Source organism: Patescibacteria group bacterium, from assembly GCA_028717685.1.
Lineage (GTDB): Bacteria > Patescibacteriota > JAQUNI01 > JAQUNI01 > JAQUNI01 > JAQUNI01.
Genome location: JAQUNI010000001.1, coordinates 113,392 through 130,394, shown reverse-complemented (window position 1 = coordinate 130,394; position 17,003 = coordinate 113,392). Strand labels below are relative to the sequence as shown.

The window sequence follows — 17,003 nt, the reverse complement described above, 5'->3', positions numbered from 1 at the left end:
GTATAAAAAGTATGGCGGAAGAGAAAATAAAATTTTTATACTGCCAGAATTGCGCAGGCAAGGGTTGCAGTCAATGTGAGAATATTGGGGTTGTTCTGAAAACACCAACCCGTGTTTTTTATTGGCGGCCGACGCGGTTGGACCAGTACATTTTAAATAAAAAATTTAGCCTTATTTTCAATAAAATCGTGGACTTGGCGGCAATTTCTCTGGGGATTATTTTTTTAGCCCATCAATTTTTATCCTTATACCAAAATGCCGCAAGCGTAGGTCCGTGGTGCGGGGGTTTGCTTCTGTGTTGGGGGCGGGGCGGAATCGGATTTTCTTTTTGGATTGCCATTCTCATTTTCAGTTTTGTTTTTTTCCGTTTACAGCGCATCTCCGAGAAGCAGAGGAAATTAACCCCAAGGGTTTTAGGTTTTAGGGAAGTCGGAGGGGAAAGTATTACTCATTTTCTGCGCTCGCCATTTTTATTAGACGCGGAACCATTTTTGGACGAGGGCGCGAGGATGGCGTTGGCGCGGGCTTGGTCATTGGGTCGGAAGAATCTGGACCCCTTTTTTATTTTTAAAGTTTTATTAGAGAAAGATCGGGTGCAAAAGATAATTTTAAGATTGGGGATAAGTCCCGCAGTCTTGGAAAAAAAGTGGCAAAAAATTGTTCCCCGTTTCCGCCTTTCCGTGGATTCTAGTTTTTCTGTCAAATTTAAGGTGATGATTTTAGATGCTGCAATGATGAGTCTTGCGGAAGGGCGAGAAACTATTTCTTTACCCGAGATCTTTTGGGGCGCGGTGAAGAGAGAACCCTCTCTCTTAGCTTTTTTTGAAGACCAAAATTTAAATCTTCAGTCTTTATTAAACACAATTAACTGGGTTTGCGAGGAAGAAAAGCTAAGAAGGCTCTCGCAAAAGTTTTTTAGAAAAGCTCGTTTTAAACCGGGTGGAATAATGAATCGCGCCTACACTTCGCGTCCCACTCCTCTTCTTGATCGTTTCGGGGATGATTTAACCTTGCGCGCCAAATACGGCGCTTTCCCCTTCCTGATTAGTCGGGAAAAAGAAATGGAAGAAATCTTGGCAAATTTAAGACAAGCCGAGGGAGACGTAATTATTGTAGGTCAGCCGGGAGTGGGCAAGTCGGCGATTATTTACGACTTTGCCAATTTAATGGTTGCGGAGAATGTGCCGGCGGTTTTGCGGGATAAAAGGCTGGCGAGTTTGGATTTAGGCGCTTTATCCGCGAGTGAAAATCCCTTGGCATTATTAAAAAGGATTGTTGAGGAGGTGATCAACGCGGGCAACATCGTTCTCTCGATTGATAATATTGCCGAGTTAATCGGTTTAGGGCGTGCGGGGGACAACATGGACGCCTCGGCGATTTTAAAACCCGCTCTCTCCCATCCCACGGTGAATGTTATTGGCACGGCAGAGGAAGGGGATTATAAGGATATTTTGGAGCCGCGCACGGATTTCTTGCGTCATTTTCAGGTGATTAGATTAGAAGAGCCGGCGGGGAAGCAGGCTCTAGAAATTCTAGAAGCGCAAACAATTTTGATTGAATATAAAGAGCGGGTCTTTTTTACCTATCCTGCTTTGGAAAAGGCGTTGGAATTAGCGAAGAAATATCTTCCCGATTCTGCTCTGCCTTTCTCGGCGTTGAATCTTTTAACCGATGCCGCTTCCCTCACTCGCAAAGGAGGGAAAGTGAGGCTAGTGAGCGGCAAGGATATTATAAAATTGGTAGAGCGCGAGGTTCATGTCCCTCTCGCGCCGGCGACCCAAGCGGAAGGGGAGAAATTATTAAATTTAGAGGAAGAAATCCACAAGAGAATTGTGGATCAGGAAGAGGGAGTTAAAATGATCGCTTCCGCTCTGCGCCGTAGCCGCGCGGGAATGCGCAGCGAGAAGCGTCCTGTGGTTTCTCTACTTTTTGTTGGTCCGACTGGCGTGGGTAAAACTGAAACCGCGAAAGCCTTAGCCGATATTTATTTTGGTTCTGAAAAAGCGATGGTCCGCATTGATATGAGCGAGTATCGAACTGGCGATGCTTTAAATAAGCTCATTGGTCCGCCGCCGGGTTTCGCGGGAGCGGAAAGGGGCGGTTATTTTACGGAAAATATTCGGCGCAACCCCTTTTCTCTGATTTTATTGGACGAATTGGAAAAAGCCCATCCGGATATTTTTAACGCTTTTTTGCAGGTAATTGAAGACGGGAGATTAACCGACGGCAAGGGTCGTACTGTTGATTTTACTAACGCTATTATTATTGCTACTTCCAACGCCGGCACTCCAGAAATCACCGCAGCGGTGAAAGCGGGGGTGGAGTTAAATACGATTAAACAAAAGATTATTGAAGAAGTCTTGACTCAATATTATCGTTTAGAGTTTTTAAATCGTTTTGATGGGATTGTTTTATTCCGTCCGCTCGCGCCCGAACAGGTTTTGCTGATTGCTAAATTAATGCTTCAAGCAGTAGGCGAAAGATTGGCGAAGCAAAATATCCGTTTTGAATGCACTGAAGAAGCCGCGAGAGAATTGGCGCAAAAAGGGTTTGACCCTGTCTTTGGCGCGCGTCCCTTGCGCCGTTTGATTCAAGACACAGTGGATAACGCTTTAGCCAAGAAAATTTTAGCAGGTGAACTTAAGCCCCGTGATCTTGCAATTTTGGAGGAAGGTGGTAAGATAAGTGTTCAACAAGCAGAAAGGGTTTAAACCTTTTCTGCTTTTGATAGGAGGGAAACCTCTTTTTTGATTTCTAAAAACAGGGAGGTGAAAGAAGCTCTTTTTAAATTTTGGGAAGTTGGAGTAATTTAGTTTTGGTTGTAGGAGGTGTAATTATGTTAATACCACGTCAGTTTTCTGTGGGTGGATGGTGTCTCGTTAGTGGAGGCTCGGACCCGTTTGGCGATCCGACCCGTGGTTTGCCTTTAGAGGTAGGACTTGAGGGATGTGTAGTGGCTGGTATAAAGTTCATCAGTTTCCACGACCGTGACCTCTGGGGCGACGATGCTTCAGAAGATGAGATCACGCAGAAGATCGGTGAGACCCTTGACCTTGTCAAACAATATGGGTTATCACTCTATAATTTTACGAGCAACCTATTCTCAAACACTTGTTTCCGTTCCGGCGCTTTCTCATCGCCGTTCCCGCAGGTCAGGGAAGCCGCCATTGTCAAAGCCTGTCGTTCTATGGATGTTGCCGCACAGATGGGCGCAAAGAATGTCATTTTCTGGGGGGGGCGTGAAGGCTCTGATGGCGCTTACGAGCAGGATATGGGCTTAGGTTTAAGGAGATACATTGAAGGTATCAAAATCTGCGTGGATTACGCCCTTGAAAAAGGCTATGACTACAAAGTTACCATTGAAACGAAAGTATACGAACCGAGACTTCTTGCGCTCTTTGCCGGAACAGGCGCTTCTGCTTCATCGGCTATTCAGAAATTCTTCCCCGATCCGAAATATAAGGGACGTATCTTAATTAATCCTGAATACCCGCAGCACGTTGCTATGCTCGGACTTGATCCAGTAGTCGAGCTTGGTCAGTTGCTTGAAGAAGGTGTGCTGGCTCCGTTCCTTCATTTTGGCGGTCAGATCCCGGCTAGAATGGACTGCGATCTCCCACCTGGGGTTGGCAGTTCATTAACTGCTGATTTTATGATCTGTAACCTATTAAATGAACGTAACTGGGACGGAATAATAGAGTTCGACTGCAAACCGATGAGAACTACCACAACGCCAAAAGGCATGAAACTATTCCTCAAGCATTCAGTAGTATACTGGAAGATGTTGGAAAAGAAAGTTGCTCTCTATCAGAGCGACCCAATAATAACAAAGATCAAGGCAGAACTAAACCAACCAGAAAGCGCTAAATTAAAAAAGATAATGGCCGCTGTGCAACAAGATATGTTGGTTGTGCCAGCCGTCAAAGCCTTAACAGCGTCTTTTAGCAGTTTTGACGCAGTTTCAGATATAAATACAGATGCCATTGAGGCACATATTTATCGAACCCTTCAGATATTATCTGGCATTCACGAAGAAGGCGCAGTTATGTTTGAAGGAACACGTTGGTCTACCTAGGCACAGTTCTTTTCGGCGAAGGAGAGTTCAAATATAAACACTCCTCTCGCCATTTTTTATTTTTTGGTATAATAAAACTATGCGCGAAAAGAATCCTAAAAAAGTCGCGGTTTTAATGTCCGGCGGCGTGGACTCTTCAGTTTCCGCCGTTCTACTCAAAAAACAAGGTTATGCTGTAACCGGCTTTTTTATGGTTTTAAATAAAACTCAAAAAACGAAAGAAGCCCAAGATTCCGCAAAAAAAGTCGCCCAACTTTTAGGCATTCCTTTTTGCGCCATTGATTTAAGCTCTTTATTTCAAAGAAAGATTATTGATTATTTGGTGCGTGAATACAAATCTGGTCGCACGCCGAATCCTTGCATAGTTTGCAATCAGGAGATTAAGTTCGGCGTGATGCTGGATCGCGCCCTATCTTTAGGTTTTGATTATGTGGCTTCGGGACACTACGTAAAAAGCGCAAAGCGCAAAGCGCAAAGCGCAAAGTTATATAAATTATTTAAAGCGTGGGATAAAAAAAAGGATCAATCGTATTTTTTATATACTTTAACGCAGGATAAATTAAAACATCTATTGTTTCCTTTAGGGAATTTAACCAAGCAAGAAGTGCGGGCGATGGCAAGAGAAATAGGGCTTCCAGTTTACGACCGTAAAGAGAGTCAGGATATTTGTTTTTTAGCTGGAGAGAAAATCCAGGATTTTTTAAAAAAGAAGATTCAGGTAAGACCCGGAAAAATTATGGACATAGAAACTCAAAAGGTTTTAGGAGAACATCAGGGCTTGCCTTTTTACACCTTAGGTCAGCGTCAAGGCATCGGTATTGGCGGCACGGGACCTTACTATGCGGTCAAACTGGACTTTGGAAAGAATATTCTGTGGGTGACTCAAAAAAATAATAGCCCCAAATTGCAAGGCAAAATGTTAAAGCTGGGGAAGGTGAATTGGGTTGCGGACCGATCGCCGAAGTTTCCTTTTCAATGCCGGGTCAAAATCAGGTATTCCCATCTCCCCGCGGAAGCAACCATAGAAAGATTCAAAAGTAATCATTTGTCAGTTATTATGGAAAAGCCGCAAAGAGCGATCACGCCTGGTCAGTCCGCTGTGTTTTATTCCGGCAAAGAGCTTTTAGGGGGTGCTATTATCCGAGGTTGACCCCCGCGTTAAGGATTTTGGTGCGGGGGTGAATTTATTTTTTCCTTTATATATGCTATAGTTTAAGTATATTTTTCATTATTAAAATAAAAAAATGCCAGACATAAGAGACCAGGTTACCAAAATTAACGAGCAGATCCTGCAATTACAAGATGAGCAAGAAAGAATGGAGGAAGAGTTGAAGGGATTAAAAGCCAACCGAGTGCGTTTGGAAACAAATAAAGCGGAGTTGGAGGGCAAGATAGGAAATCTAGACAAACAGAAAGACCAGTTAAAAAGGGAGATTGAAAAACTAGAGTCAGAATTGCAGATGACGGAGAGGACGTATGCGGGAAACCAGAGGCAAATTGATAATTTTAAGCAGGATTTAACCAAATTGCAGAGCAGTCTTGATGCCTTAAAATAGGTAGTGAGCTTACCGAACTATTAAAAATAGTGAGCTTGTCGAACTATGAATTCCAAAACATTGCGCGAAAAGTTTTTAGCCTTTTTTGAAACGAAGGGACATAAGGTGATTCCTTCGGCTTCTTTGATTCCGGAAAATGATCCCACGGTTTTATTTACCACCGCGGGAATGCACCCTTTAGTTCCCTATCTTTTAGGTGAAAAGCATCCAGAGGGATCTCGCCTTTGCAATGTCCAAAAATGTATGCGCACAAATGATATTGATGAAGTAGGGGATGCTTGGCATTTAACTTTTTTTGAAATGCTGGGGAATTGGTCGCTGGGAGATTATTTTAAAAAAGAAGCCATAGAATGGTCTTTTGAATTTTTGGCGAGCAAAAAGTGGTTGGGGATTGATCCCAATCGTCTTTCCGTCTCTGTGTTTGCTGGTGATAAGGATGCGCCGAAGGATACCGAGGCGGCGGATATTTGGAAGAAGGCGGGCATTCCAGAGAAACACATTTATTATTATCCTAAATCTGAAAATTGGTGGGGTCCGGCGGGTGAAATTGGTCCTTGCGGACCGGATACGGAAATATTTTTTGACACCGGAAAAGAAAAATGCGGAGAGAAGTGTGAGCCGAAATGCAATTGTGGCAAATACGCCGAGATTTGGAATTTGGTTTTTATGGAGTATAACAAAAAGAAAGATGGTACTTTTGAGCCGTTAGCGCAGCAAAATGTGGATACAGGAATGGGGTTAGAGCGAATGATTGCGGTTTTGAATGGCAAGGATAATGTGTATGAGACGGATTTATTTAAACCGATTACAGAAAAAGTCAAAAGTCAAATCTTAAAAGTCAAAACCACAAGTCAAAAGTTAAAAGTAGATCAGGCAAGAGCATTGCGCATTATCACTGATCACGTTAAAGCTAGTGCGTTTATTCTGACTGATGGGGTTACACCTTCCAATAAAAATCAAGGTTATGTTTTACGACGGTTGATTAGGAGAGCGGTGCGTTATGGAAAATTATTAGGTATTGAAAATAATTTTTGCACAGAAGCGGCAAAGGTCGTAGTAGATATGTACAAAAACATTTATCCTGAATTATTACAAAAACAAAATTTTATTATAGAAGAATTAAAAAAAGAAGAGGAGAAATTTGAGGGAACTTTATCTAACGGCTTGCGTAAATTCACCAAAATGGGAGCAGGTAATAAAGTTTCTGGCAAAGAAGCTTTTGATTTATATCAAACCTATGGTTTTCCTCTTGAAATGACTTTGGAATTAGCTAATGAGCGAGGATTAAGGGTTGATGAAGAAGATTTTCATAAGGAACAAAAAAAACACCAGAAACTTTCGCGCGCGGCTTCATCGGGAATGTTTAAGGGCGGTCTTTCTGACGCATCGGAAATGACCACGAAGTATCACACTGCCACGCATCTTCTGCACGCCGCCTTGCGCGAAGTATTGGGCAAGCACGTAGAACAGCGGGGGAGCAATATTACGCCCGAACGGCTGCGTTTTGATTTTTCCCATTCGGAAAAAATGACACCTGAACAAATTCAGAAAGTAGAGGAAATTGTCAATCAAAAAAACCGCCAAAAATTGCCGGTCATTTGCGAGGAAATGTCACCCGAGGAAGCAAAACAAAAAGGCGCGATTGGTTTGTTCAGACATAAATATGGGGACAGGGTCAAGGTTTATTCCATAGGCAGCCCCTCGCAAGGCTCGGGGCAAGTTTTTTCGCGCGAAATCTGCGGCGGTCCGCACGCACAAAACACGGATAAACTTGGGCATTTCAAGATTTTAAAAGAAGAATCTTCTGGAGCTGGCGTGCGTAGAATTAAAGCGATTCTGAAATAGTTTAGGACTGGTAATAGTTTACTTATTGTCATTCCCGCGAAAGCGGGAATCCAGGATTAGTGCTATTAACTTGGATCCCCGATCAGGTCGGGGATGACATCAAACGCGAAAGTCCTATAGTTTTTAATTTTCTATAGATTTTTGTTTAGAAATTAAATCATTCAAAATTTAATAGAAATTAGAAATTAGAAATTGAAAATTATCGTGCCGGGGATTAGCGCTCGTTCCAGCGCGCACGGTTCGGCCCGCCCCGCACCAAAATTTCGGGGACTAGTTCATCGGTAGAACGCTCGGTTCGGGACCGAGAGGCAGGGGGTTCAATTCCCCCGTCCCCGACTAATATTTCGGTGAGGGGGACCGTGAGGTCGTGAGTTCAAATCTCACATCCCCGACAAAGGTGAGGAGAGATCGTCCGCTCTTCGAGTCTGAAGACTCATCAGGCGTTCGTCCCGATGGCTCAGCCCCGAGGGAGTCTGAACGACCTTGGGCGGACATCCCCGACCCAGATTAACCCTTTTAAAAAAACAGAGGCGTTTTGTTATTAGTCTCGCGGTTCCGTCCTCTCCAAAGGTGGGGCGCAAAACAAAACATTTGCCTCTGATTTTTATTTTGGCGCCCCTCCCTTTTCCTCTACTGCCTGTTTTCTTAACATCTTTTTCACCTTTGTCACCACATCTTCAAGCCTCCAGTCAGACTTGACAAGGTAATCAATGGAACGATGGGGGAAAAGCACAAGCGGATCTTCCGCGTCTGAAAGATTTGTCAGGATAATGACAGTCGCATGAGCACCCCACGGGTCGCAACGCAATTTATTCAGCATAGTCATGCCATCCATTACCGGCATAATAATGTCAAGTAGAATAAGGTCAGGGTGGCTGGAGAACGCGAGTTTCAGCCCCTCCTCGCCGTTTTTGGCTTCAAGCACGATAAAACCCTCACCCATAAGCTTATCGCGAAGCGCGTTGCGCAACGGCGCTTCATCCTCAACTATCAAAATTTTTTTCTTTTCTTCCATATACTTTGTGATTAATAATAGTAGTATGTTAGTTTGCAGGCTATACTATAGTTCTCTACTTCCTACAAACTACTCACTAATTAACTATTCCAGCATCTTAATTCCCTCTTTCTTCTTCATTCCCGTAAGCGGCAGGGTAACATAAAATGTTGTTCCTTTATTTATTTTGGAAGAAAACCAGATTGAACCGCCGGACTGGTCCATAATGGCTTTCACAATGTAGAGCCCGAGCCCTGTTCCTTCCGCATCTTTTTCCCGCACATTGTTCGCTCGGAAGAGTTTGTTGAATATTTTATCTTGCTGATCTTTTGGTATACCATAACCAGTATCAGAGATCTTCAAAAGAACAGCCTTCTTTTTATTGTCCAGAACGAGGGAAAGTCCAATCTTTCCTTTCTCGGGAGTGTACTTCACGGCGTTGGACAAAATATTTTGCATTACTATGTGCAGGAGTTTTGGGTCAGCTTGTATAGGGGGAATGTTTGTTTCGAATGTAGGGGAAAATGTTATTTTCTTTTGTTCAATCTGCAACTTTTGTTCGTTTATTACACTCTGCGCAATTTTAACTACGTTGGTTGGTTTAGGATCAATTAAAAATGTTCCAAGCTCAATGCGAGAGACATCTAAAAGCGAGTTGACCAACTCCACCATGCGCTGATTGCCGTGGTATACTTCATCTAAATATTTTTTTTGTCCCTTATTCAACTTACCTGCGTCACCAGCCAAGAGCATTTCCGTGTACCAGCTGACAGTGGAGAGCGGGGTGCGCAACTGGTGCGAGGCTAGTGAGACGAATTCGGTCTTAACTTTGTCAATTTCTTTTTCTCGCGTGATATCTCTAAAAATTTCAATTGTTCCTATTGCCTTCCCATCAAGAATAATAGGCGTTACCGTAATTGCCACGGGAAACATTGTTTTATCTTTCTGCTTATAATAGTAGGCGGTGCCCGTAGTAGTAGTAGTAGTAGTACCGGTTGCCAAAGCCATGCTCATGGGACGTTTCTCCAATGGAATAGGTGCCCCCTTTTCGTTCTTTATAATAATGTCTTCAAAAAAATTTTTCCCAATAATTTCTTCTTTTTTCTTACCAAGCAGTTTTTCAGCTGTTTTATTTATAAGCATAATATTTCCTTTTTCATCAGTAGCAATAAGTCCATCACCAATTGACATTAAAATCGCTTCTTCTTTCGCTCTTGCCATTTCCACCTTTGACTTTTCAGTGCTTAAATCCTCAAAAACATTTTGGGCGGCTATACTCGCATTTTCCAAATCTTTCTCCATCTGCTCTCGGTCAGTGACATCTCTAAAGATGCCTATGAGATAATTTTTTCTATCTAGTGTTATTATAGAAGTATTAATGTCAGCATAAAAAATACTGCCGTCTTTTCTTTTTACTGGAAGACTTTTAGTACCCCCAATCTCTCTTCTCGCTTGTTTCTTAAACATATTCATAACATAAGGTAAATCTTTCTTGGGATGAATGTCTGCAACCCCTAAATTTTTAAGCTCTTTAGGACTATAACCTAGCATTTTACAGATTGTCTTATTGCTAATATAAAATTTTTGGGTCTCTAAATCTGTCAGGAGTATTCCGTCGTTTATAGTATTAAAAATTATTTTATATAAAGCCTCGGAAGATTGAAATTTCATCCCGTTAGAAACAGATCGCAATCGTATATAACACGACACATCTGTTTATATTATTGATAATTCTCATATAATTGATGAACGATCGTGGCTTCTAACGGGATTTATGATTACCATTGCCATTCTTTCCATTTCCATTCTTGCCGTTTGTGGTGAGTTTGCCGAATCCATTGCCATTTTTTACCCGTTTCTTTAAGTTTGCGATTTCTTTTTTGAGTTCCACCATTTTTAATTCTCTGCCAACCATTGTTTTATTCAAGGCTTCCAATGCTTTAATTCGGTCGGCAAGCTCCGTTGTCCGCTCAAACACCTTAAGCTCAAGCTTTGCGGAATGCTCGATCAGTTTTTCCTCAAGCTCTTTTCTTTGTGTAATGTCTTCCATGGCTAGGATAATCAATTGTACCGCATCTATTTGTCTCGCATTGAGCAGTATTGTTTTTTTCCCGATTTTTGGGAAAGTATGATGAACCTCATAATCTTTTACAACTTTTTTCTTAGGCAAGATTTCTTCCAGCAATCTCTTTAGTTTAGGGATATTCCACTGCCCATTTCCTAATTGATAAAGAAATTTTTTCTCTGTTTGCCTTTGTGAAACCCGGAAATGTTGGTAGAAAGTTGGGTTCGCCGTAACCACCCGAAGTTTGGAATCAAGAATTAAGAAAGATTCCCTAGCAACGGCGACTAGTGTTTTCATAAAATGCACGGCGAGCTGCCTTGATTCATACGTCTGATTTTTTTTATTTTTCATGTTTTTTTATTTTTTACTTATTAATAAGTTTACCCTCGACCTTTTTAATAAGTTTATCCAGCACCTTTCGAATAACCTGCAGTCTTACCGCATGGTGGCGGGCAATAAGTTGTTCCTTTCCATGGGGTCTAGTACCTCGCGGAAAGGTGCTGGATTTATTTTTGACCTTTTTAGTTTGTAGTGAGCAGTGGGATTAGTGAGTAGTTTGTAGTGAGTAGTTTATAGAACTACCAACTACAAACTGACCTACCGCGTTACGCTAATCGTCGCGCCTTGTTCTTCAAACTGCGCGTCAACTGTAATCCTGCCATTGGCTGATTTTTTAATCATATAGCCCGCACCGTTGGCATTGGTTTTTTGCGGCTCCTCCGGCATAGACACAATGTATTTTTCGTTTGTTGTGAGTACCGACAAGTCAATCAAGCTCGTGCAAGTGCCGCTGGTTTTACATATCTCGGTCGCGGTTGTAGTGATAGTTGATGGCAATGTGCCGTTATTATCAATGGCATATTGGTACACGGCGTTTAAAATCGTATTCACATCGGCGCGGCGCTGGGCGTTCCTTGTATCGCCAAGTTGTTTGCTAGGATTAATGGCTAAAATAACAATACCCGCCAAGATAGCAATGGCAGCGACAACGAGAAGGATTTCAATCAGGGTAAAGCCTTTTTGACTTGATAGCATTTTTCTCATATATTTTAGTAATTATTATTAATTATTACAATTTCTTTGCGCATAGGTTTATCTTGTAACGCTAATAGTCGCGCCCTGCTCGGCGCTTGGAGCAACAACATTAATTCTGTTGTTAGCTGTTTTCTTAATCCAATAACCACTGCCATCTCCCACAGAACCGGTGGGATCACACGGAATTGCAACAAGATATTTTTCATTTGAAATTAAGACACTAGGGTGAAACATTTCAATGGGACAAATTGCACTTTTACATACCTCTTTTAGAGTTGTAGTTATGCCTGCCGGTATTATTCCATTATTATCAATCGTGTATTGATAGACTGCGTTTAAAATCGTATTCACATCGGCGCGGCGCTGGGCGTTCCTTGTATCGCCAAGTTGTTTGCTAGGATTAATGGCTAAAATGACAATACCCGCCAAGATAGCGATAGCGGCGACAACGAGAAGAATTTCAATTAGCGTGAAGCCCTTGTGGGTTTGCGGTTTGTAATTTGTAGTTTGTAGATTTATATGTTTATTTAGCTTGTAGTTGGTAGCGTGTTAGTTGGTAGTTTTTTATTCACTACTCACTACAAACTACTAACTAATCAGCCACCTCTTGCCAGGAAGTGATGTTGATGCTCGGTCTGATTGTATCAAGAGCAATACTTGCTTTTCTTATGATTGTTCCCACTGTCCCGCTGGCGGTGACGGTTCGGTTCTGGCTAACAAGTTTGGTCACGGTATAGGTGCAGCTGCCCAGACCTAAAGTAAGGCTACCGGTACCTTCAAAATTCACAGAATCACGAATTTGCTGAAGAGCTTCTTCGGCACAGGCGTTAGTGAGGGCTTTCGCTTGGTTTGACTGCTCATTCGTAAAACTTGTTCGCGACGACCCAAGCCCGAGCAAAATCACGGAAATTGTGAGGGCTATTCCAACCGCTCCAACCACCAAGACACTTATTAGGGTAATGAACCCATCCTCCTGTTTATTATAACACTTTTTATATTTTAAAATAATCATGAGTGTGAATAACCTGGTTCTATACAATTAACACTTGACACCTAGCACCTAACACCTGACATTTGGCATCTGACACCTAACAAAATGTTAGATGTTAGTGGTCAGTTGTCAGGTGCTAGGTATCAAGTGTCAGTCGTTGCGGCATTTGCCGCATTATGACTAGCGCAGGCTCGCAGAGCCGATAAATGTTTTAGTAAATGAGTATTCATTTCTGCCTTCTGGATTTGTATGTGCGAGGGTGAATTGGACGCGAACCGTGCCCGGAGTGTCGGTGCGAGAGAGATTTTGGAATGTGAGAGCGGAAGCGGTAACGCGAGAATTAGTAAGAGCGGTAGCTGAACCAGCCCCTTCTTTGACGCGAATCGCGCCGCTTGCGAGATCAAAAATAGTGGGGTCACTGGCAGCAGAAATAACGTCAAGCGTCAAAGATGAAGCGCTTGCGCCCTGCGCTGGCGAGGTGATTGCCTCGGCGTTGCGCGCGGTTTGCGTAACGAGTTGCATAACTTGAAGCCCCTGCTGTTCCACTTCAGCGATAGTTTGATTTTTGATGCGCGACTGAAGGAGGATTGAAAGAAAAACCGAAATCGCCAAAAGTATCGCCGACGCAACGGCAACATAGAGAAGCAGTTCAATTAGCGTGAAGCCACGCTGGGTTTGTAGTTGGTAGTTTGTAGTTGGTAGCATGTTAGTTTGTAGTTTGTAGTGAGTAGTGAGTAGAAAACTACAACCTACCAACTACTCACTACAAACTAATCCCTAAATTATGGTTTGCAGCAACAAGTATCATGGCTGGCGTCGCCAGGAAAACTAGTCACACAAATAGGATCACCGCCCGCCTCATAAATCTCGTCATACTTAGTACATTGTTGGGAATTTTCCCGACAGGTACCAGTGGTATAGGTTCCCAACAACTGGCAGTAAATATCGCAGGAATTGACAGGAGTCGCCTTTTTCCAGTTAGTAAGATAGGTCGTCAGGGCAACTGCTCCCGGGCGCTGGGCATTTTGTTGCCAAGCGACATTCGCAGTCACGCTTTTTCGTTCTGAATCTACAGCGGAAATTGTAATTTGGCGGGTAAAAATACCCGTTGTGTCTGATGTTCCGAATAACGCCCATTGGTTGCCGACAACAGCCAATCCGTAGGTGCCGTCGGTGAGATTAGAAAATCCGGCATCGCGGATATTGCGCACTGCCTCAAGCCCTTCTTCGGCAAGAATCGTCGCGCGCGCGCGATTGCCGGCAAGCGCGGTTGACTCCTGCCCATAGAGGTACGCTCCGACAAGCGCGGTAACGAACAAAACAAACACCGCGCTGGCGAGAATAACTTCAACAAGGCTGAAGCCTTGTTGAGTGGGTAGTTTGTAGTTTGTAGTGGGTAGATTTTTATTCTTTGAGCCCATACGTCAATTTGTTTAACATGCGCATTACTTCATCGAGCAGCGCGTCCGCCTGCTCATAATCTTTGGTTTTTCCGTATGAAAGTCGTTTCGCAATTTTAACTTGAGTTTCAAGCTCTGCACCAGAACCATACGCATTGAGTAAAAAATTTCTAAAATCCTTCCGAGAACCGCGCCTGCTCCCCTCCGCGATATTGGAAGGAATTGAAACAGCCGCGCGGCGCATTTGTGAAGTTAAACCGTATAGTTCTGCTTTTGGAAATTTTCCTGTCAATGCATAAACAGCAATCACTAAATCCATTGACTTTTGCCACACAATTAAATTTTCGTATGATTCAATTTTCATATTTACTACCAACTACCCACTACAAACTACCAACTAATAATTAACCATTCCCTTCTGGTTAATTACTATATTTCTCGTTTCATTCATATTGGAGGATAGCATTATTGTCCCCGTGGTCTGTGGTAAGCCTGTAAATTTTACAAACACGATTTCGGAAGGTCCCGATGGAGTGATATTTGTTGATACATCAAACACTTCATCAAAATTGGTATCGCGGGTGGCGTAACTTACGCCCTTAAAAAGCGTGATATTTCCGCTTGCGAGAGAAACGCCCCAGCTTGTGTCGCCATCAACCGCTTGGGAAAGTACTTGCGCGCGCCGCAAAGTTTGGGCAATTTCCATGGTCGCGATATCAAGATCGTTTCGCACCTGAAACGACTGATAAATGGGAATAGAAATTACGGCGATAATCGCGATCGCCGCGATAGAGAGAAGAACTTCCAGCAAGGTAAACCCAGCACCACTTTTCCATTCGGATAATCCGATTCTTTTTTTTAATTCTTTCATCGCATTTCCGTGATGTTTCAATCGTTTTTCTCTTAATCTTGCTAGACTCTCTGTTATATATGCTTCGTAGTAAATCAGATTCCACGTCCTATAACGTTTTGTAGATCTTTCTTTACCATTATTATGATCTCTTAGTCTTCTTCTCAGATCATTTGTTGATCCAATATATATTTCTGTCTTATTTTTTAACTTACTAATTAAGGTATAGACGTAATACATGTTTATAATCTAAAAAGTGGTGCTGGGTAAACCCTTTTGGAACATCTGATACCTAACATCTGACGATGCCCTTTTATTTTCCTATAATTTTTTTTGTTTCATATGTGTCAAATGTCATGTGTCAGATGTTATGTGTCATTTGTTAGTTTTGTTTATTCATTTTCTTCAACATATTTTTCAAACACCCATCCGGAATTGCCATCCGGCAAAATAATTTTATACCAGCTCTCGTTTTTTTCAGTGTATTCAAATGTTTCACCCGGCTTAACGCGCGTGACGATTTTACTTGTTAATGATGGTTTCTCGCGCACGTTAAGATACCCTACGCTAGTGGGAAGAACGCGGAGCGTTGTTGGTTTTTTCTCTATGATTTCTGTATCCGGAGGGGGTATTACTTCCACGGTTTCTGTATCTGGAGCTGTTGTTTCCACACTTGGCGGCGGACTGATTACCTGTTCTTCGGCAGGAGGAGGCTGTGCCGCTGCGGGCTGGTTGGCGTTAAATCCGCCGATAAGGCTGTAGATTGGCAAAATCACTGCTAACGCCACGGCTACAACGCCGAGCCACACGATGACGAGTAATATCGGCTCCAGAATCACGGTCAAATTTTTTGTCGTCGTGTCCGCTTTAGCTTCATAAGTCTCTCCGATTTTAAGAAGAGTTGCTGAAAGAGTGCCTGACTGTTCACCAGCGACGATGAGTTGCTGAATAGGTTCGGGAATAAGATGATTAGTGCGCTTAAAGGAAATAAAGCTTTTCCGGAACGGATTGCCGTCTTCTACCGAGTCGCGCAGGTGTTTGTAGAGTTTTTTGTATGGCGCAATCTCGGTAGCGCTTGCGAGCGAGTTGAGCGCTTGGGTTACCGGCAGTCCAGCGTCAAGAAGCGTGCCTAAAAGATAACCGAGCCGCGCCAGCTCCACTTCCTTAATAAGTTGTTTAACGCCGGGCAAAGAAAATAAAATAAATTGCCCGATAAATTTTGTTTTTGGAAATGAGAAAATAAAGAAAAAAATAACTGATATTGCTATAACTGCCGCGGGCACGACGTATTGGCCATATTCGCCAAGAAATGTTCCCGATCCGATCAAAATTTTTGTGATAAGGGGCAAGGTTATTTTAAGCTGGGCAAACACCAGCGCCAGCTTGGGCAAAATAAACCACGCAATGCCCACACCGATAATGACCGTGAGTGAGAGTACGAATACAGGATACATTATGGCGGAACGAAGCTTGGAGTGGAACACCCGATTTTTTTCTTGTTCATTCGCGACCACTTTTAAGTTCTCCGTAAGCTTTCCCGATTCTTCGCCAAGGCGGATAAGCGAGATAGTGTGGTCGGCAAACAGGTTAGTTGTTTGAAGCGCTTTCCAAATTGGCGAGCCAGATTCAATATATTCCCGAATAAGAGCAAGAATTTTTTTCATGCGGCGCGAGCGCAGTTCTTTGGCAATGGAGTCGAGAACGCCCAAAATCGGCATGCCAGCGGCGACCAGCATGCTTAAATTCTCAATAAAATAGTCCCGTTCTTTGCCTAGGAAGATAGTTTGTAGTTTGTAGTTGGTAGTTTGTAGACTTTTATTCTTTGAGCCCATACGTCAATTTGTCTAACATGCGCATTACTTCATCAAGCAGTGCATCCGCTTGCTCATAATTTTTGGTTTTTCCGTATGAAAGCCGTTTCGCGATTTTGATCTGAGTCCCAAGCTCTGCACTGGAACCATACGCATTGAGTAAAAAATTTCTAAAATTTTTTCGAGAACCACGCCTACTACCTTCCGCAATATTGGAAGGAACTGAAACAGTTGCGCGGCGCATTTGTGAAGTTAAACCGTATAGTTCTTCTTTTGGAAATTTTTCTGTCAATGCATAAACAGCAATCACCAGATCCATTGACTTTTGCCACACAATTAAATTTTCGTACGATTCAATTTTCATATTTACTACTAACTACT

17 protein-coding genes and 1 tRNA gene are annotated in these 17,003 nt (G+C 42.8%); 6 read left to right on the top strand and 12 right to left on the bottom strand.

Translation table 11 applies throughout. The features are described from left to right. Positions 1 to 11 precede the first annotated feature (11 nt). From PHW01_00700 to PHW01_00675, 6 genes are all read left to right on the top strand, one after another. On the top strand, positions 12 to 2,711 hold the full coding sequence (locus PHW01_00700) for an ATP-dependent Clp protease ATP-binding subunit (GenBank protein ID MDD5626523.1): 2,700 nt from the start codon (positions 12 to 14) through the stop codon (positions 2,709 to 2,711). 125 nt (positions 2,712 to 2,836) lie between these two features. Continuing rightward, a complete protein-coding gene (locus tag PHW01_00695; GenBank protein ID MDD5626522.1) occupies positions 2,837 to 4,075 on the top strand; it encodes a TIM barrel protein in 1,239 nt (412 codons plus the stop codon). 79 nt (positions 4,076 to 4,154) lie between these two features. Next, positions 4,155 to 5,225 (top strand): tRNA 2-thiouridine(34) synthase MnmA, encoded by a 1,071-nt coding sequence (mnmA, locus tag PHW01_00690; protein MDD5626521.1) that lies wholly within the window; start codon positions 4,155 to 4,157, stop codon positions 5,223 to 5,225. Between the two features lie 94 nt (positions 5,226 to 5,319). Continuing rightward, positions 5,320 to 5,631: a hypothetical protein gene (locus tag PHW01_00685; GenBank protein ID MDD5626520.1), complete on the top strand. Its 312-nt coding sequence runs from the start codon at positions 5,320 to 5,322 to the stop codon at positions 5,629 to 5,631. 45 nt (positions 5,632 to 5,676) lie between these two features. Continuing rightward, positions 5,677 to 7,476, top strand: a complete 1,800-nt coding sequence (locus PHW01_00680; GenBank protein MDD5626519.1) for an alanine--tRNA ligase — start codon at positions 5,677 to 5,679, stop codon at positions 7,474 to 7,476. A 264-nt stretch (positions 7,477 to 7,740) separates the two neighbouring features. Next, positions 7,741 to 7,812 (top strand) — tRNA-Pro (locus PHW01_00675). Between the two features lie 268 nt (positions 7,813 to 8,080). Here the strand turns inward: PHW01_00675 and PHW01_00670 are convergent. From PHW01_00670 to PHW01_00615, 12 genes are all read right to left on the bottom strand, one after another. Then, on the bottom strand, positions 8,081 to 8,491 hold the full coding sequence (locus tag PHW01_00670; protein MDD5626518.1) for a response regulator: 411 nt from the start codon (positions 8,489 to 8,491) through the stop codon (positions 8,081 to 8,083). A gap of 84 nt (positions 8,492 to 8,575) precedes the next feature. Next, a complete protein-coding gene (locus PHW01_00665) occupies positions 8,576 to 10,141 on the bottom strand; it encodes a PAS domain S-box protein (GenBank protein ID MDD5626517.1) in 1,566 nt (521 codons plus the stop codon). A 91-nt stretch (positions 10,142 to 10,232) separates the two neighbouring features. After that, the gene (locus PHW01_00660) at positions 10,233 to 10,886 is read right to left on the bottom strand and encodes a PAS domain-containing protein (protein MDD5626516.1); all 654 of its coding nucleotides are present in this window, start codon (positions 10,884 to 10,886) and stop codon (positions 10,233 to 10,235) included. Positions 10,887 to 11,132: 246 nt separating this feature from the next. Further along, the gene (locus PHW01_00655; protein MDD5626515.1) at positions 11,133 to 11,579 is read right to left on the bottom strand and encodes a type II secretion system protein; all 447 of its coding nucleotides are present in this window, start codon (positions 11,577 to 11,579) and stop codon (positions 11,133 to 11,135) included. Positions 11,580 to 11,627: 48 nt separating this feature from the next. After that, positions 11,628 to 12,089 carry a prepilin-type N-terminal cleavage/methylation domain-containing protein gene (locus PHW01_00650; GenBank protein ID MDD5626514.1) on the bottom strand — a complete coding sequence of 154 codons (462 nt, stop codon included), beginning with the start codon at positions 12,087 to 12,089 and terminating at the stop codon, positions 11,628 to 11,630. A 73-nt stretch (positions 12,090 to 12,162) separates the two neighbouring features. Further along, complete coding sequence (locus tag PHW01_00645; GenBank protein ID MDD5626513.1) at positions 12,163 to 12,582, bottom strand: hypothetical protein; 420 nt, start codon at positions 12,580 to 12,582, stop codon at positions 12,163 to 12,165. A gap of 159 nt (positions 12,583 to 12,741) precedes the next feature. After that, complete coding sequence (locus PHW01_00640; protein ID MDD5626512.1) at positions 12,742 to 13,266, bottom strand: type II secretion system protein; 525 nt, start codon at positions 13,264 to 13,266, stop codon at positions 12,742 to 12,744. Positions 13,267 to 13,343: 77 nt separating this feature from the next. Further along, positions 13,344 to 13,982, bottom strand: a complete 639-nt coding sequence (locus PHW01_00635) for a prepilin-type N-terminal cleavage/methylation domain-containing protein (GenBank protein MDD5626511.1) — start codon at positions 13,980 to 13,982, stop codon at positions 13,344 to 13,346. Beyond that, positions 13,966 to 14,325 carry a four helix bundle protein gene (locus tag PHW01_00630; protein ID MDD5626510.1) on the bottom strand — a complete coding sequence of 120 codons (360 nt, stop codon included), beginning with the start codon at positions 14,323 to 14,325 and terminating at the stop codon, positions 13,966 to 13,968. Before PHW01_00630 ends, PHW01_00635 begins: the two co-directional genes overlap by 17 nt. A gap of 33 nt (positions 14,326 to 14,358) precedes the next feature. After that, entirely contained in the window at positions 14,359 to 15,051 is a 693-nt protein-coding gene (locus tag PHW01_00625; GenBank protein MDD5626509.1) for a GIY-YIG nuclease family protein, read from the bottom strand. 152 nt (positions 15,052 to 15,203) lie between these two features. Continuing rightward, positions 15,204 to 16,643, bottom strand: a complete 1,440-nt coding sequence (locus tag PHW01_00620; GenBank protein ID MDD5626508.1) for a type II secretion system F family protein — start codon at positions 16,641 to 16,643, stop codon at positions 15,204 to 15,206. Further along, positions 16,627 to 16,986: a four helix bundle protein gene (locus tag PHW01_00615; GenBank protein MDD5626507.1), complete on the bottom strand. Its 360-nt coding sequence runs from the start codon at positions 16,984 to 16,986 to the stop codon at positions 16,627 to 16,629. Before PHW01_00615 ends, PHW01_00620 begins: the two co-directional genes overlap by 17 nt. Positions 16,987 to 17,003 lie beyond the last annotated feature (17 nt).